14 protein-coding genes are annotated in these 15,894 nt (G+C 41.2%); 8 read left to right on the forward strand and 6 right to left on the reverse strand.

The features are described 5' to 3' along the window. Positions 1 to 126: 126 nt before the first annotated feature. From pnuC to Q0Y52_RS01965, 3 genes are all read left to right on the forward strand, one after another. Entirely contained in the window at positions 127 to 747 is a 621-nt protein-coding gene (gene pnuC / locus Q0Y52_RS01955) for a nicotinamide riboside transporter PnuC (protein ID WP_297817291.1), read from the forward strand. Beyond that, positions 744 to 1,286, forward strand: coding sequence for an ATP-binding protein (locus tag Q0Y52_RS01960; protein WP_297817294.1), 543 nt, complete (start codon positions 744 to 746; stop codon positions 1,284 to 1,286). The genes pnuC and Q0Y52_RS01960 overlap by 4 nt, the downstream gene beginning before the upstream one ends. Positions 1,287 to 1,432: 146 nt before the next feature. Further along, positions 1,433 to 2,635, forward strand: a complete 1,203-nt coding sequence (locus Q0Y52_RS01965) for a saccharopine dehydrogenase family protein (protein ID WP_297817296.1) — start codon at positions 1,433 to 1,435, stop codon at positions 2,633 to 2,635. A 92-nt stretch (positions 2,636 to 2,727) separates the two neighbouring features. On the opposite strand, the gene Q0Y52_RS01970 is transcribed toward Q0Y52_RS01965, so the two are convergent. Next, entirely contained in the window at positions 2,728 to 5,064 is a 2,337-nt protein-coding gene (locus Q0Y52_RS01970) for a putative Ig domain-containing protein (protein ID WP_297817299.1), read from the reverse strand. A gap of 297 nt (positions 5,065 to 5,361) precedes the next feature. Here Q0Y52_RS01970 and nspC point away from each other — a divergent pair, with 297 nt between their 5' ends. The 4 genes from nspC (at position 5,362) to Q0Y52_RS01990 (ending at position 8,949) form a co-directional block, all read left to right on the forward strand. Then, positions 5,362 to 6,501 carry a carboxynorspermidine decarboxylase gene (gene nspC, locus Q0Y52_RS01975; protein ID WP_297817302.1) on the forward strand — a complete coding sequence of 380 codons (1,140 nt, stop codon included), beginning with the start codon at positions 5,362 to 5,364 and terminating at the stop codon, positions 6,499 to 6,501. Between the two features lie 111 nt (positions 6,502 to 6,612). After that, positions 6,613 to 7,035 (forward strand): hypothetical protein, encoded by a 423-nt coding sequence (locus tag Q0Y52_RS01980; RefSeq protein ID WP_297817306.1) that lies wholly within the window; start codon positions 6,613 to 6,615, stop codon positions 7,033 to 7,035. After that, positions 7,032 to 7,232: a helix-turn-helix transcriptional regulator gene (locus Q0Y52_RS01985; RefSeq protein WP_297817308.1), complete on the forward strand. Its 201-nt coding sequence runs from the start codon at positions 7,032 to 7,034 to the stop codon at positions 7,230 to 7,232. Before Q0Y52_RS01980 ends, Q0Y52_RS01985 begins: the two co-directional genes overlap by 4 nt. 196 nt (positions 7,233 to 7,428) lie before the next feature. After that, positions 7,429 to 8,949: a Na+/H+ antiporter NhaC family protein gene (locus tag Q0Y52_RS01990; protein ID WP_297817311.1), complete on the forward strand. Its 1,521-nt coding sequence runs from the start codon at positions 7,429 to 7,431 to the stop codon at positions 8,947 to 8,949. Positions 8,950 to 9,006: 57 nt separating this feature from the next. Here the strand turns inward: Q0Y52_RS01990 and Q0Y52_RS01995 are convergent, their stop codons facing one another. The 3 genes from Q0Y52_RS01995 to Q0Y52_RS02005 all read right to left on the reverse strand — a co-directional run bounded on the left by Q0Y52_RS01995 (position 9,007) and on the right by Q0Y52_RS02005 (position 12,069). Beyond that, positions 9,007 to 10,305, reverse strand: coding sequence for a ribonuclease J (locus Q0Y52_RS01995; protein ID WP_297818094.1), 1,299 nt, complete (start codon positions 10,303 to 10,305; stop codon positions 9,007 to 9,009). A 300-nt stretch (positions 10,306 to 10,605) separates the two neighbouring features. After that, positions 10,606 to 11,088: a thioredoxin gene (locus tag Q0Y52_RS02000; protein WP_297817314.1), complete on the reverse strand. Its 483-nt coding sequence runs from the start codon at positions 11,086 to 11,088 to the stop codon at positions 10,606 to 10,608. Between the two features lie 153 nt (positions 11,089 to 11,241). Then, a complete protein-coding gene (locus Q0Y52_RS02005; RefSeq protein WP_297817316.1) occupies positions 11,242 to 12,069 on the reverse strand; it encodes an MBL fold metallo-hydrolase in 828 nt (275 codons plus the stop codon). Between the two features lie 333 nt (positions 12,070 to 12,402). On the opposite strand from Q0Y52_RS02005, the gene Q0Y52_RS02010 reads away from it, so the two are divergent. Then, the gene (locus tag Q0Y52_RS02010; RefSeq protein WP_297817319.1) at positions 12,403 to 14,403 is read left to right on the forward strand and encodes a GGDEF domain-containing protein; all 2,001 of its coding nucleotides are present in this window, start codon (positions 12,403 to 12,405) and stop codon (positions 14,401 to 14,403) included. Positions 14,404 to 14,448: 45 nt separating this feature from the next. Here Q0Y52_RS02010 and Q0Y52_RS02015 read toward each other — a convergent pair. Next, a protein-coding gene (locus tag Q0Y52_RS02015) for an IS3 family transposase (RefSeq protein WP_297817322.1) occupies positions 14,449 to 15,605 on the reverse strand; the annotation gives its coding sequence in 2 pieces (ribosomal slippage) (positions 14,449 to 15,359 and positions 15,359 to 15,605; 1,158 coding nt in all). A 51-nt stretch (positions 15,606 to 15,656) separates the two neighbouring features. Beyond that, a complete protein-coding gene (locus Q0Y52_RS02020; protein WP_297817325.1) occupies positions 15,657 to 15,872 on the reverse strand; it encodes a LysE family transporter in 216 nt (71 codons plus the stop codon). Between the last annotated feature and the right edge of the window lie 22 nt (positions 15,873 to 15,894).

Raw genomic sequence — 15,894 nt, forward strand, 5'->3', positions numbered from 1 at the left:
TGTTCCTCTACTTAAATCACTTTATTATGGTCATTTATTGTTTAAACAAATTACGTTTTTCTATAACAGCTTTAAATCATTGTTAGTTAATGTGACGACAGGTTTCAAAAATGTTGACTCGCTAATATGAACTGGATCACATGGTTTGAAGGTTTTGCTGGCGCATCACCACATGAATGGATAGCAACTGTATCGGGCTTTATCTGCGTTTATCTCGTCATTAAACGTAATATCTGGTGTTTTGCTTTTGGCTTTGTGCAAGTCAGTATTTACGCTTGGATTTTTTATGATGTGAAGCTGTATTCAGATATGGCATTACACGTATTTTATATTGGCTTTCAAATCTACGGCTGGATGTTGTGGAAAAACGCTCAAGACTCAACCGGTCATGTGATCGTTAACCAAGGTACAGCCAAAGAATATGTTTTATGGGTTATCGCTATTGCTATTAGCACAATGGTGCTCGGTACCATAATGACTCAATACACGGACGCAAGTTTCCCCTACCCTGATGCCTTTACTACCTGTGCAAGCTTAGGCGCCCAGTGGTTATTATCCCACAAAAAATTATTGAACTGGATGCTATGGATAGTCGTAGACATAGTGGCTATTGCAATATATTGGCAAAAGGGGTTATTTCCAACATCGGCTTTGTACGCCTGTTTCTTGGTTATGGCTATTATTGGCCAATGGCAATGGTATAAAAATTTGAGCGTTAATTTAAAACAAGGCCAGACCATTTCATGATCAAAAAAATTGTCTTTTTAGGTGGCCCTTCCACGGGTAAAACCACCTTATGTGAAGTTTTGGCCGATGAGCTAAATAGCGTAACAGTGCCTGAATACGGTCGAGATTTTTGGTTACATCATCAGGTCGACCGAAGGCTATCTCCAGAACAGCTATTGCATATTGCGCAAACCCAAAATCAATGGGAAGACCAAGCTGTATCTAAAGCTAACCAATATCTATTCTGTGATACCAGCGCATTTACTACTTGGCATTTTGCGCTGCATTACCATCAAAGCGCATTACCAGAGTTAGCACAGCTAGCGATACAATGCTGGCAACGTTATGATTTAGTGGTGCTATGTGATGATGATATTCCTTACGACGATACATGGGAGCGTTCAGGTGATGCTAATCGCCATGAATTTCAGGCGTTTAACCGTCAATATCTTAAACAACATGGCATCAAACACATACTTGTATCGGGTGACATCACACAAAGGAAAAAAGCCGTGCTTAAATCACTGGGCTTGGTATCAGTTGAAATGTGTACCAGTTAATTAAACCAATACGACGCGGTTGATTAAACAAATTAGACTCGTGATTAAGCAAACTCAGCTGCGTTTATCAATATTCAACTTGCACCACAATAAATTACTGCTAGCATTCAACTTTTATTTGTAAGCTAGATTATTAGGAACTCACTATGTCCCGCGTTCTCATCATTGGTGCTGGCGGCGTTGCCGCTGTCACCATAAAAAAATGTGCCCGTTTGCCTGAATTATTTGATGAAATATACTTAGCAAGTCGCACCGTTTCAAAATGTGAAGCACTGCAAAAAGAAGTCGGTGTAGACCGAGTAAAAGGTGTGTTTGCAGTGGATGCAGATCATGCCAGCGAAGTGGTTGCGGTCATCAACCAAGTCAAACCTGACTTGGTGGTTAACTTGGCTCTGCCTTACCAAGACTTAGCCATAATGGATGCTTGTTTAGAAACTGGCGTGGACTACATGGACACCGCTAATTACGAACCCAAAGATGTCGCCAAATTCGAATATTCCTGGCAATGGGCTTACCAAGAAAAGTTCCAGAAAGCAGGTTTAATGGCCTTATTAGGCAGCGGTTTTGATCCCGGTGTGACCAATGTTTTCACTGCTTATGCGGCTAAACATTATTTTGATGAAATTCATTATCTCGATATAGTTGATTGTAACGGTGGCGATCATGGTCAAGCTTTTGCCACTAACTTCAATCCAGAAATTAATATTCGCGAAATCACTCAGCGTGGACGATTTTATGAAAACGGCGAATGGAAAGAAACAGATCCATTAAGTGTCCGGGAAGATTTGGACTATCAAAATATCGGGGTACGTGCTTCTTACCTGATGTTTCACGAAGAATTAGAATCACTGGTCAAACATTTTCCTAGCCTTAAACGTGCTCGTTTTTGGATGACCTTTGGCGATGCATATCTGACCCACCTCAAGGTACTTGAAGGTATCGGCATGACCAGTATTGCGCCTATCGACTTCCAAGGTCAGCAAATTATACCTTTAGAATTTTTAAAGGCTGTCTTACCTGATCCCGGTTCATTGGCCGATGGTTACACGGGGCAAACCTGTATCGGTACCTATATAACTGGCATAAAAGATGGACAAGAAAAAACCATCTTTATCTACAATAATTGCGAACACGCCAAGTGCCATGAGGAAGTCGGTGCCCAGGCCGTGTCATATACCACAGGTGTACCAGCCATGATAGGCGCGGCACTGATATTAAACGGCACATGGAAAAAACCTGGGGTGTGGAATATGGAACAATTTGATCCAGACCCCTTCATGGATATGCTAAATGCGCACGGTTTACCTTGGCACGTAGTTGAATGTGACAGCAGCCCGTTTAGCCGATAGGTAACAATTGATACAAAAGAGCCTCAAATATTGAGGCTCTTTTCGCTTTTTAAAATGATGATAAATACTTACCTGGGTCTACTTCTATGCTGTCACTCAGTCACGTTGCTGACTAACTTGAGATCATCAAGGTAATATAGGTTATTGCCCGAGTTGTTTTCACCCGCTTCAAAGAACACCGCTATTTTTTGATGTTTTTCATTCATATGAGCAGAAAAATCGAATTGATATTCAACCCAACTATTGAGTTGAGACACCTGCATGTCTAGCTCCACAGCCAAGGATTGTCCACCTTCCAATTTCACTTTTAAAATCCCCTCCACTGGTGCCATCAAGTTGATACTAAAAACAGCATGCTCAGCAAGCTCAATGGCATCGTAATAATCAATAACCAGGGCATCCCAAGGCCCTTTTGGGTCCTGATATTGACCAATAAATTGACTGGGGTTTTGTGGTGTCACCTGTGGGTTTTCAACTATGCGAATGCCCGGTAACGGTATCAATTTTTGACAGTCGAAATCATTAATCGTACCGAGGATAATCTGACTATTGACACAAGGACTGATAGGAACAGAGGTATCTAGGGGGGCAGCAATAGCTGACTCAATACCACTGATTTCGCCGTTAAATATGGAGTACTGTGTATCCACTAAGTGCATAAACTCGAGGTAAACGCCCTCTTGGATCATAAACTCCCGTGTCTCATCTATCATACCTCCCATCATGGCTAAACTCGTCAAGGCTTTGCCATCCCATGTTAGCAGTGGCGTAATCGCAAATGTAGACGTGTCGTAGGATTCAAGCGAGCCATACTCACTGAGCATGTTGTCGTAGGCTAATATATTTTTCAGCCATTTGAGTCCAGTATTAGTTTGTTGGTTTTGGTCAGCTAACAACATGGGGAAAGTAGCATAAGGGGCTAAGGTGGTGTTTTTCACACCCGTTTGTGATGCTACAGCCTGTATGCCTAAAAGAGATTCATAGGTATTGGCAGGTGTGTTTACTGAGGCAAAAAAACCACGAAACTGATTTTCATTTGAATAATCGGCTCTGACTTTTTCACCGTTTAGAAATAAGTCACGAGTTATCTTATTATCAAGGTAAGGCAAAATTAAAAATTTCCACTGTTCATGTGAAGAGAATGCCCATCCTTCTATTACTGTGAGATTACCCCCTGTGGACGCTGCATAATTTCGAGTATTAACAAACTTATTTGCCCATAATTGTTGTTGTTGTGTTGCTGATAAATCAGGGCTGAACAAAGTCATAAAAACAGCCATTAGTTCCCCTTCAAAGGAGTCGGTTAATCCATAACTATCTTTGTTGTATATAAGTTGCTCGGGGGGCAATGAGGAGTCGGGATTACCGCTGCTATCAGTAAATCGGCTGATACCAGAGATAACATTGCGTTGGGTATCAAAAAATAGGGTTTTAGCATTTGTAGCCATTTTTTGAAAACGCTGCTCATAACGGCTTGCCATGCTGTCGTATCCCATCTTATAAAGGCAATGGTAAACAACAAATATAGACCAAGCCAATTGACCATTGTCTAATGCGGGCATTCTATCTTCCCATCCGCTAAGCGGGTACATGCTGACGCCATTACCTCTGTCCTGTGAGATAAACCAAGGCAGGAATCCCCCAAATGCTGGATATGCTGTATCAAACTGCTCGTATGTTGTCACTTTTTGTTCAAGTATGCTGAGCGCTTGGGTCACAGCATTATCAGCATCAAGTCCAAATAGTAAACGCTGCGCTCGCTCATCATTCAATACTACCTTTGCTAGCAGACTGAGATGCAATGACTCCTTGGAAGCGGCGCTAAATGGCGATGCTTTGCCAACAGGCTGTAAGGAAATACTATTCAGAAAAATGCCGTCTTGGGTCAGATATGTGTGGTCATTTACGGCAATGCCCAATTTAAAAAAATTGGACTCTTTTAAAAGTAGCGCATTAATATAATTGTTATCTTGGATCACTTGTTCGGGCGCTATAGGCTGAGAGACTGCACTTATATTGACTTCAAAACTAGTGGTGGTTGACATCCCTTGCTCGTCTGTAGCAGTCACCGAAATATTCGTATTGGCTAGATTCAAATTTGAAGCCAAGCCAAACAGTATGTTTTTTTGGGCGTCAAACCATATCCAATCTGGTAACGCGCCACTAGACGATTCGACAATGCTGAGGGCGAAACTGCCTTCATCGCTAAAACGCGCCTGCATATCGACTTGGAATAACAAACCCACTTCTGTGTTGATGTTGTCAAACTGGGTGTTGAGTTTTGGTGCGGCATTAATCGGTAAAATAGAAACGGGCTCTATTATTGTTGATGATGCCGAGCCACCACCACAGCCACTTAGCGCTAGCGCCAAAAACATCCCAATTAATGCTGGTTTAATTTTTACAGAATAAAGCATTGATAATGCCATATATTTTTATTTCCATAATGACTCACCACAGAAGCACTGTTGGTAATTTTAGTAACGTAACCTTCAAACAGTATACCTATTTTTGTTATCACATGTCCTAGCCAATTATCAAAGGATTGGGCTAAAAAAAGTACTTATTTGAGCGCTACACTTGACTAAAAATCAAATGGTTCATAACCAGAAACTCAATCACACTCATTTAAATCAATAACACAAATACAACTTTCACTTTAATTCTATTACCGGCAGAGATATTCTTAGCGTTCTACTTATCAGTCCCTAGAATGTACCCAAACTATGACCGACCCCATGTTAAATTCATCTATCCCTAGCCCCTGTTATGTGTGTGACGAAACGGCACTCGAAACCAATTTACAGCTAATGCAGTATGTACAAAAAGAAAGTGGCGTAGAGATAATACTGGCCCTGAAAGGTTTTTCTATGTGGTCAACCTTTGAATTGGTGGGTCAATACCTGCAGGGTTCGACTGCCAGCGCAGTATGGGAAGCCAGATTAGGAAAAGAAGAAATAGGCAAACAGGTTCATGCCTATTCACCCGCCTTTAAACCGGCAGATATTGATGAGTTAGTAAACTTAGTTGACCATATCTCCTTTAATAGTTTGGGACAGTGGCAAAGATATAAACAACAAATACTGGATTCGAATGTATCTGCGGGCCTGCGAGTTAATCCAGAACATCAAGAAGCTGAAACTGCACTTTACGATCCTAGCGCCCCGGGCTCACGCCTTGGTATCCGCGCACAAGACCTACACAGTGCAGATATAAAGGGGGTCGAAGGTTTACATATCCACAATTTATGTGAATCTGATTCCTTTGCAACCGAACGCACTATCAAAGCGGTAGAAGATAAATTTGCTAAATGGTTACCCAAGTTAAAGTGGATTAACTTTGGTGGTGGGCACTTAATGACTCGTCAAGAGTATAACGTTAAACATTTAGTCGATACGTTAAAAGACTTTAAAGGGCGGCATCCTCATTTGACCGTGATCCTTGAACCCGGTTCGGCAGTGGCTTGGCAAACGGGCACTTTAGTAGCAGAAGTGGTGGATATAGTAGAAAACCAAGACAAAATAGCCATTTTAGATATCTCAGCCACCGCCCATATGCCAGATGTATTAGAAATGCCCTATCGTCCTGATGTGCGCGGAGCAGGTAAAGCAGGCGAAAAAGCCTATACGTATAGACTCGGTGGTAATTCGTGTTTAGCTGGTGATGCTATTGATTTATATAGCTTTGATCACGAATTACAAATAGGTGAGCGGATAATATTTGAAGATATGATGCACTACACTATGGTCAAAACCACCTTTTTTAATGGTGTGGAACATCCCGCCATCGGTATTATTCGCAAAGAGGGTAATTTTGAGCTGGTGCGTAAGTTTGAATATGAGGATTTTAAAGGCAAGCTCTCTTAAATGTCACGTCATGCATTCTTTTTGTAAAATACCCTTGACATTATTTATTCAAAAGCTACACTCACATCAAAAGTAAAGCTTAGTTTACTTTATGACTTGAGGATTTGACTTATGAACACCATAAAACACAACGAAACACCTGGTACACAGCACAACAAGACCAAAACGTTACATCTAGGATTATGGACCTTAGCTTGGTTAGCGAGTACCGCATTATTGAGATTTGGCGCAGAATACATATGGGATTATCAACCAGCCTACTCGATTGCGGCCTTGATGACCCATCTTGCGCTAGGGGTGGCCATGATCATGGTGAACGTCAAACATTTAACAAACCTTGATGAATTGCAACGCAAAATCACTATGGATGCCATGGGGATAACCTTAGGGGTAGGTTTGATAGCTGGCATTGCCTATGAGCAACTAGAAGACATAAAACTGATAACCTTCGAGCCAGAAATTAATCACCTTATAATGCTCATGGCCTTCACATACATTATCAGTATTTTAATCGGTAATAGGAAATATCAATGAAAAACCGCTTAAAAGTACTGAGAGCTGAACGAGACTGGACTCAAGCGGATTTAGCTCATGCTTTGGATGTATCAAGACAAACGGCCAATGCCATCGAAAAAGGTAAATTTGATCCCAGTTTACCCTTAGCGTTTAAAATAGCTCGGTTATTCAATTTAACCGTTGAAGAGATATTTTTTGATGAGCAGATGACTTAACGCACCACATTACTTGAGTCAGTCGTGCCTCAGATAAATATATTCCAGCAGCGCAATCAAAAGCAACTGAGAATGTTAATTCTATTATGGTTTACACAGAGGCAACGACTCGTTTATGCTTAACAATATAGCAGCGTAGTTAATGTTAATTTAAGCACGCAAATATCCAAAGAGATAAATCATAGTGCTTAACATAATGACCAATACACTGCCAGATGCTGATATCACTTCTATTATTCCTATCGTCATTACCCTAGGGTTGTCACTCGGTACCCGCAACGTTGTGATTGGTTTGTTTGCAGGTGTAGTGAGTGCCGTTATCATGCTGGTAGGATTTAATCCCTTAGACGTAATGACTACCTTAGTCAAAGAGCATTTAGTGGCCACTGTGAGTGATAGCTACAACGCAGGGGTAATAGTGCTGTTGGTATTTATTGGAGGATTTGTGACCCTGATGGAAAAGTCAGGTGGCGGCCCAGCTTTTGCGCTCTCTATAGTGCGTAAAATTAGTAGCACAGGTCGCGCTCAACTATCAGCTTGGTGCGGAGGCATTTTCATTTTCTACTCTGACTTAGGCACTCCCCTGATTGTTGGCCCAGTGTTTCGACCATTATTCGATAAACTCAAAATTTCTCGACAAAAACTGGCATTTATTGTGGACTCCACCTCCTCCCCCGTCGCTATTTTAGTGCCTTTTATTGGATGGGGTATTTACATTATCAGCCTGATACAAAAAGAACTGGATGGTGCTGGACAAGATATATCAGCCCTGAATAGTTTTATTCAGGCCATACCTTTCCAGTTCTATGCAATTTTGGCCATCTTCATTGTACCGGTACTTATCTATGCAGACCTAGATTTTGGCCCCATGGCAGAGGCAGAAAAGACAGCCAAACGTGCGACAGAGCAAACCATCGCTGAGCAGCACAAGAACGATATACAGGCATTCAGTCACAGCAAAGCTCGGGCTTCATTTGTGTTTATTCCTCTGTTGATTATGGCCACAGTATTGTGCGCAATCTTACTTCCGTTAGGTTTTCCCTTTGAAAAAGTGGCGGGGTCAACCTTTCGTGCTGCATTATCCAGCGCCTACTTTTTTGCCGCCCTGAGCTTAATGTTAATAATGGCTTTCTATGGTGTCAGAACATTAACTGAAGGTATTGATCTGTATTTGCAAGGTATGGGTAATATGATGCAAGTCGCCATAGTACTTATTTTAGCTTGGACATTCAGTGCGTTGGGTAAGGAATTGGGCACCGCCACTTATATTGCTGAGCAGGCTCAACAGGGGTTTCCTTACTGGTTATTGCCGGCTGTGGCGTTTGCGTTGTCTGGGATTATTTCTTTTAGCACTGGCTCGTCATGGGGCACCTTCGCTATTATGTTCCCTTTGATGATCCCTACTGCGTTTGCCATAGAAGCATCCCTAGTCGTCAGCATTGGAGCAGTTTTATCTGGGGGCTTGTTTGGTGATCACTGCTCGCCTATTTCAGAAACCACCATACTCTCCTCCACTGGCTCGGGATGCAATCAGTTTGAACATTTTAGAACTCAGCTGCCTTATGCTCTAACCAATGGCGCCATTGCTTTATGCTGTTTTATTTTTGCGGGGTTCAATCCACAAACGTATTGGATATTGATTGCCCTTGCAGTACAAATGTCAGTTCTTTACCTGATCACGAAAATTCAAACATTTAGGCTGCAACAGGCCAAATAAAAGTATGCAACCTAAAGCACGTTTAATCCTATCCTGCTTGGATATAAGCGGTCTCTACTAAGACTGTTGTAAAGCAATCCTACCTGCTCTTACCGCTTGTTTAAGTACTTTCACCTCTGGTGCTAACTTAAACAGGTCGCCGTTTAATCCAGTGAGACTTCTAGGCACATGGCTTAAACGGGCCATCTCAGCGTTGGCTTGCATATGCTCAACCTCTCCGTGGGTAGGTATAGCGACTTGTGGACGCACCCATTCGTACATTTGTTTTAACTCTTCTTGGCATGGATGACCTGAAGCATGAATGGGCAATGCTGAATCATCGGCCATCAGGGTATTGATTTTGCGAGATTTATAGGCTTTAAGCAGATTTTCAATAGACTTTTCATTGCCTGGTATCACAATAGAACTGAACATCACCAAATCACCCTCATCCAAAGAAGCATTGCGATAGGTGTCTTTGGCCAACTGATTTAATGCGGCCCTTGGCTCACCTTGACTGCCCGTTGCTACCGCTAACACTTCTCGTGGTAATAAATATCCAGCATTAAAAGCATCAAGTATCGGTAAGTCATCTGGCCAATGCCCGGTGGCTTTGGCTGCACCCACTGTGTTTTGTAATGAACGGCCAAACAGCGCAAAGTAGCGCCCCGTTTCTTTCGCTATTTTTGCCAAGGTAATCAATCGCGCAATATTGCTACTAAAACATCCCACTACAACCCGTCCTTTTGCATTGACGACGGCTTGTTTCAAGCCCTTATAACATTGTTGCTCAGACACAGAATACCCTTCGCGGGTGGCATTAGTCGAATCACATACCATGGCTAATATATCTTGCTTCGCCAATAATTTAAAAGGATGAGAATTAAAAGGCTTATCAGTCACTGGTGCTAGGTCAATTTTCCAGTCCGCTGTATGAAACACATTTCCCGCAGAGGTTCTGATCACAAAAGCATGAGGCTCTGGTAATGAATGCGTTATCAGCATCCATTCAACGTTAAATTCGCCAATATCGACTCGCTCACCACTGTCTATTTCAATGATTGGAATATTGTCACCCAAACCACCCCGAGCAAGCTTGCGTCGTAATATTTCAGCAGTATATTTAGTGGTGTACACAGGGCATTTAAATCGACGCCATAAATAAGGCAAAGCACCTATATGGTCTTCATGGGCATGAGTAATCACAATACCCGCTAATTGTTCTTTGCGCTGACTAATAAACCAGGGGTCGGCAGCCACAATGTCATGTTTATGCAGCCCCGAGGTCTTAGATTCGGATTCTGTACAAAGCGGGCTGTTAAAGGTTATGCCACAATCCATCATCAACCATTGCCCGGCATGACCATAAAGATTCATGTTCATACCTATTTCGCCTGTTCCACCTAAAGGCAGAAACCAAAGATCTTTATCGGTAGGTGTGAGTGAATGAATAATAAATTCCTAATAAAGACTGATAAAATTGAGAGATAAATATCGTGTGTAAATGCGCAATTGATATAAAAAATCAAACATTTATAGACGGATTGCAAGGTATACGGCCAGCTATAAAGTTACGATCTACATAATGTCTTATACATAAGTGAGCATCACCACCTAAATTATTTCAGGACCCATTGGGAAGAAATGTTACATGGCTAATTAAAGAATGAAAGTTGTTTATCCTTTTGTAACAAACCGCGCCAAATCCTCTCCCAAACTTGTTACCGGTTTTTCAACAACACGGCCTAATTCATCTTCACCTTGCAACAGAATGATGGTGGGTGAATACCTTAAATGATGTTGCTGGTGCAAATTAGTCGGCTCTTGTTTATTATAATTGACACCATATAATGACAAACTTTCTAATTCAACACCGGACAAATCTAATAATTTCAACAACCTTGGCACTTCACGTTCACTGTCATGGCACCATGTACCGAATAATACGATCAAGGATTTGCCAGATAAAGATTTTACTGCAGCAATTTCTGCTGAGCTAGGTTGATATTGTTCATAAGCGGAGCGAAATAGCGGATATTCAGTAATCAGCTGACTTGCTGAAATCACACCGGTAAAAGGCTCGGATTTCAGCAATTGTTGCTCTGTAGCACCACAGCCAAAGGCTGTTAACACCAGAAAAGCTAAAAGAACTGTCTTCATGTTGTTTTTAATATCTTTTTATTCATTTTAAGCATCAGAATACTCAATAGTTTGATAAATAATAATACGCTATCTTGAGTAGACCTTTTTGGATATTTTATCTTTGATTTACATGCAGCGATACAGATCACTCGACCCCTTTTCGCCCCTATTTTAATGTTCATGCATATGCGGCTCATCTACTCTTCGCATCTCGCCAGGCTGGGTAAAATAGTCCTCACCGCTGGACTTAAGTTGGCGTGGGGTTTTAATTGGCACATGGATACCAATGCTCTTTTTAACATTAAGGATATCGGTCAATATATCCCTGCCCTCAGCCGAAAGATAAAACCAGTAGGGCGTTAATACGGTGTCGCTAATACGTTTTTGCCAATGGCTTTTATAAGGCAAGTAATGGTTATCATCAGCATCAGCATCGCCCATATGCATAACGGTAACAGATTCACTTTGACTTTTTAGAGTGACTCTAAAAACTAAGTTCTCGATGTCTGCACGTCCGGGCCAACCAGCATGCGGGATACGCACGGCATCAATCACCAAGCCTTCCACCTCTAAGGATTTTGGTGTTTGATTAAATGCCAATTTAACACTGGTCACTTGAGGCAATATTTGGTTCGCACCACTCAAAACACTCAGTTCTGTGACCGCTTGCTGTGGCGCAATGAGCTGAGTGTTAGGGTATTTTAGTAAATACTTCAACACATCGTCTGCAGCAAAGTGATCGCCGTGGGCATGGCTGATGACAATAGCCGTTAAGTTATCAAAAGGGGGAGTACCACTGAATATGGCCTGTTGAGTATACTCTGGTACCAACTGATAAATACCAAAGGCTGTGTGAAAAAACGGGTCAAACAATACTTTTTTATCTCCGTTTGTTATCAGTACTGCTTCATTTGCCACATAAGTGACAGAAGTTTGATGGGCCAGCACCTTAGAATGAATGCATATTATTAACCACACCAAGACAACTACTTTTATCATTAATTTTTCCTTTATTAAATTTTTTGATAGCTTTTATTTGCTCCACTCAGTTTAGCTAAAAACTTGCACAGACATTATGACATCTCAACATAATGTTTGGCTTCTAGTAAGTCACCTTGAAGGAAAAGCTCTTCTAATAAGATGGCAAAATCATTCGGTTTTTGAAAACCTTCACTCCCAGCTTATTATTTTAATTTGTGAAAACCTGAAGTGACAAACCTGAACGGCTTGCCAAATTAATTTTCAATCTTATAGTTAATGTAATAGAGTATAAAATGTACAGTTACACATTTAAATTGCTCAATTGTAGTTGACAATTTACAAGGAGTTTTAATGAGCAGTAACCTTATAAGCAAGAAGGATGATACCGATAAGGTGACAAGTGCAAAAAACGTGTGGGTGTTTTTTCGAAGTACCTACTCCACTTGGCTTATCTTTACATTAAGTCTCTGTATGACCTTCATTGCTTGGACAATCACCAGCAAATCTAGTCAAATTCATAGCCAAGATTTATTCACATTTGAGGTCGCCCAAACTCTTCGAGCTATCGAACAGCGAATGCAGGGATATCAACAAGTTCTGCGTGGGGGTATAGGGCTATTTAAAGCCAGTGCGAGTGTCAGTCGCCAAGAATTCCATGATTATGTCACTAATTTAGAAGTTGATAAACTTTGGCCTGGGATTCAAGGTATTGGTTATGCCGTGATGTTAACACCAGATGAAAAAGAAGAATTTGTCAATGCTGTGCAGTTAGAAGGCTTTAATGATTTTAATGTCTTTCCAGCAGGTGAGCGAGATAAGTACAGTAGTATTCTTTACCTTGAGCCATTCACAGCTAGAAATCAGCGCGCCTTTGGGTATGATATGTATTCAGAAAAGGCTCGCAATATCGCTATGGACATCGCCCGTGACAATGGTAATGTCGCAATTTCCGCCAAGGTTAAATTGGTGCAAGAGAATGGTGATGACTTGCAGAATGGGTTTCTCATGTACCTCCCCTTATATCGAAGTGGGACACCCATTGAAAACATAGCTCAGCGTCAAAAAGAACTAATCGGATATATATATAGCCCATTTCGTATAGATAATCTGATCAACGGTATTCTTTTGAGCGATAAAGACCGCCAAGTCATTTTTTCAATATATGACGGAGATTCCCAAGAGGCTGAGGATCTTCTTTATACGCCTAAGTTAGATCCTGATTATTTATCCGGTTCTGATCAAAAACAATTTCAACCTCTTTTTTCTGTGGTTAAAAAGATTGAATTCCCAGGCCGAAATTGGACCGTAAACTTTCACAGTACCCCTGTATTTGAAGGTATCGTTGAAAACGACCTTGCTAAACTAGTTGGCTTTACTGGTACGACTTTATCGGTGCTTTTACTGTTTGTGATGCTGAACATTGCCAATAACAATAAAAAAGCGCGCCAGACGAGCGAAAAATTAAAAGTATTGGTTGATCGACTAAAAGCAGGGGCTTCTGCCGGCATTGTTGGTATTTGGGACTGGGATGTTAAAAATAACATTTTGAATTGGGACTCAGTGATGTATCAATTGTATGGTTTAAAGGAGTCAGAATTTGAAGATTTATATGAAGCATGGATTGCCAGAGTGCATATAGATGACCGTGCACATATTGATGGTGAAATACAAGCGGCCCTAAGAAATGAGCGAGAATATTGTCCTGAATTTCGTATTTTATGGCCGGATAACTCAGTTCATTATATTAAAGCGGTATCAAAAGCCACTTTTGACTTAGCAGGCAACCCAACTCGGTTGGTTGGTGTCAACTATGATATTACCGAGCAAAAAGATATTCAAATGCGTCTGGATAAGGAAGCTTCATATGATCCCTTAACCCGCCTACCCAATCGTCGTTTGATCACCGATAGATTAAAGCAAGCTATCACGTTTGCTGACCGTAATAATAAAATGATGGCGATTCTTTTTATTGATTTAGATGGATTTAAAAAAGTAAATGATGTCCACGGCCACCATGTTGGTGATTGGCTGTTAATAGAAGTCTCTGCGCGTATTCAATATTGTTTGCGCGCCACAGACACCGTTGGAAGACTTGGGGGAGACGAGTTTGTAGTGGTTCTCTCTGATATTGATAAGAACGCAGAGGATGTAGCCAATAAAATACGCACAGCATTAAAAGAACCTTTTGTGATGGACAAGGGTGTAATTCTGAACATTTCTTCAAGTATTGGTGGGGCAATTTATCTTCAGCATGCAAACAATCAAACTATGCTGATGGAGTGTGCTGATAAGGCAATGTATGAGGCAAAGAAAAGAGGTCGCGATAAAGTGGTAATGTTTGCCGATTTTTAATCTTTGTGATTGAACATCGATTCACCATGTTTTTTTGTGTTCTGGTCAAGTCCAACCGGACACTTTTCTAAAGGAGTTTTCAAATTCAATTGGCGATTGATCCAAATTGGCTGAATGCAGTCGCTCAACATTATAATATTTCATGTACCTAGCAACATCTTCTCGCATATGTGTTCGAGTGGGCTGCGGTACTTTAAACAACCAATCATACTGTAAACTTCCAAAGAAGCGCTCCACAACAGCATTATCCCAGCAAGCTCCAACATCTCCCATACTAGCTCGACACTCTAATCGCGACAGTAGATTTCTAAAGCCTTTACTCGTGTACTGAGAGCCTCTGTCACTGTGAAACACCAAACCTTTGCCTGGCTTGCGTAAATTATGAGCCTTTGTCAGTGCTTGCTCGACCAAATCACGCGTCATGCGTTTTGATATATGCCAACCTACAATCCGGCGTGAATACAAATCCATGACAATGGCTAAGTACAACCAGCCCTCACCAGTCTTTAAATAGGACACATCACCCGCCCAAATTTGATTGGGTCCAACAGGATTGAAATTCATATTTAGCAAGTTGTCAGCAACAGCATCACTGTGTTTGCGCTTGGTTGTCACTTTATAAGCTATTCGCTGAGTCACAACTAATTTAAGCCGTTCCATTAACTTAATGGCGCGATACCGCGTTATTTCAAAGCCTTCTTTGCGTAGTGCTTTAGCAAGCTCTCTGCTACCTAAACTGTTTCGACTTGCCTTGAATAATACTTTTGCTCGTCGATACAGTCTAAGCGTTTGAGCGCTAATGAGTTCACCAGGTTTTTTTAGCCATGCGTAATATGCTGACGAACTCACTTCCATCACTTTACAAGCGACTGACACAGGATACTTAGCATCAAGTTCACTTATAAAAGAATATCTTACTTCATTTCTTTCGCGAAGAAGGCACTTGCCTTTTTTAGGATTTCACGCTCCATTTGTAGACGTTTATTATCCTTCCTGAGCTGAATTAACTCTGCTCGTTCATCGCCAGACAACACGTCACCTAGTGCCTCTTTTTTATGCTTGGCTACCCAGTTGTAAAGTAGTTTGTCTGTCACACCCAAAGATGCAGCAGCTTGTACGATTGGATAGTCTTGCTCTATTACCAGAGCGACCGCTTCTTGTTTAAATTCTGCTGGATAATGTTTATTTGTTCGTTTAGTCATATTCACCTCAATTAACAGGATTATAATCCTTTATTGAAGTGTCCGGTTAATTCAACCACAACAGGTATCGCTACTCGACAACACTAAACTTCCACCCAACACGCCAATCGAAATTAAAATCGCGTCGTATAGTATAAACAGTGCAGCCGTCGTTTTATGATGGTTTTTACGAATACCTTGAGTAAGCAGCATAGAGTTTTGGGTGCCAATGGGCGCAATCATGCTTAGTGTTAGGGTGAAGCCTTTGGCTAATATTAATAAACTCATGGTGTTTTTCTCTTAAATAAAT

Source organism: uncultured Paraglaciecola sp. (genome assembly GCF_943787955.1).
Taxonomy (GTDB): Bacteria; Pseudomonadota; Gammaproteobacteria; order Enterobacterales; family Alteromonadaceae; genus Paraglaciecola.

Bases quoted from the DNA above. Each gene is read 5' to 3' on its own strand.
- Q0Y52_RS01995 (WP_297818094.1), bottom strand. From the start codon at position 10,305: ATGAATCTTTATGGTCATGCCGGGCAATGGTTGATGATGGATTGTGGC.
- Q0Y52_RS01990 (WP_297817311.1), top strand. From the start codon at position 7,429: ATGACCAATACACTGCCAGATGCTGATATCACTTCTATTATTCCTATC.
- Q0Y52_RS02005 (WP_297817316.1), bottom strand. From the start codon at position 12,069: ATGATAAAAGTAGTTGTCTTGGTGTGGTTAATAATATGCATTCATTCT.
- pnuC (WP_297817291.1), top strand. From the start codon at position 127: ATGAACTGGATCACATGGTTTGAAGGTTTTGCTGGCGCATCACCACAT.
- Q0Y52_RS02020 (WP_297817325.1), bottom strand. From the start codon at position 15,872: ATGAGTTTATTAATATTAGCCAAAGGCTTCACCCTAACACTAAGCATG.
- Q0Y52_RS01980 (WP_297817306.1), top strand. From the start codon at position 6,613: ATGAACACCATAAAACACAACGAAACACCTGGTACACAGCACAACAAG.
- Q0Y52_RS01970 (WP_297817299.1), bottom strand. From the start codon at position 5,064: ATGGCATTATCAATGCTTTATTCTGTAAAAATTAAACCAGCATTAATT.
- Q0Y52_RS02010 (WP_297817319.1), top strand. From the start codon at position 12,403: ATGAGCAGTAACCTTATAAGCAAGAAGGATGATACCGATAAGGTGACA.
- Q0Y52_RS01960 (WP_297817294.1), top strand. From the start codon at position 744: ATGATCAAAAAAATTGTCTTTTTAGGTGGCCCTTCCACGGGTAAAACC.
- Q0Y52_RS01985 (WP_297817308.1), top strand. From the start codon at position 7,032: ATGAAAAACCGCTTAAAAGTACTGAGAGCTGAACGAGACTGGACTCAA.
- nspC (WP_297817302.1), top strand. From the start codon at position 5,362: ATGACCGACCCCATGTTAAATTCATCTATCCCTAGCCCCTGTTATGTG.
- Q0Y52_RS02000 (WP_297817314.1), bottom strand. From the start codon at position 11,088: ATGAAGACAGTTCTTTTAGCTTTTCTGGTGTTAACAGCCTTTGGCTGT.
- Q0Y52_RS01965 (WP_297817296.1), top strand. From the start codon at position 1,433: ATGTCCCGCGTTCTCATCATTGGTGCTGGCGGCGTTGCCGCTGTCACC.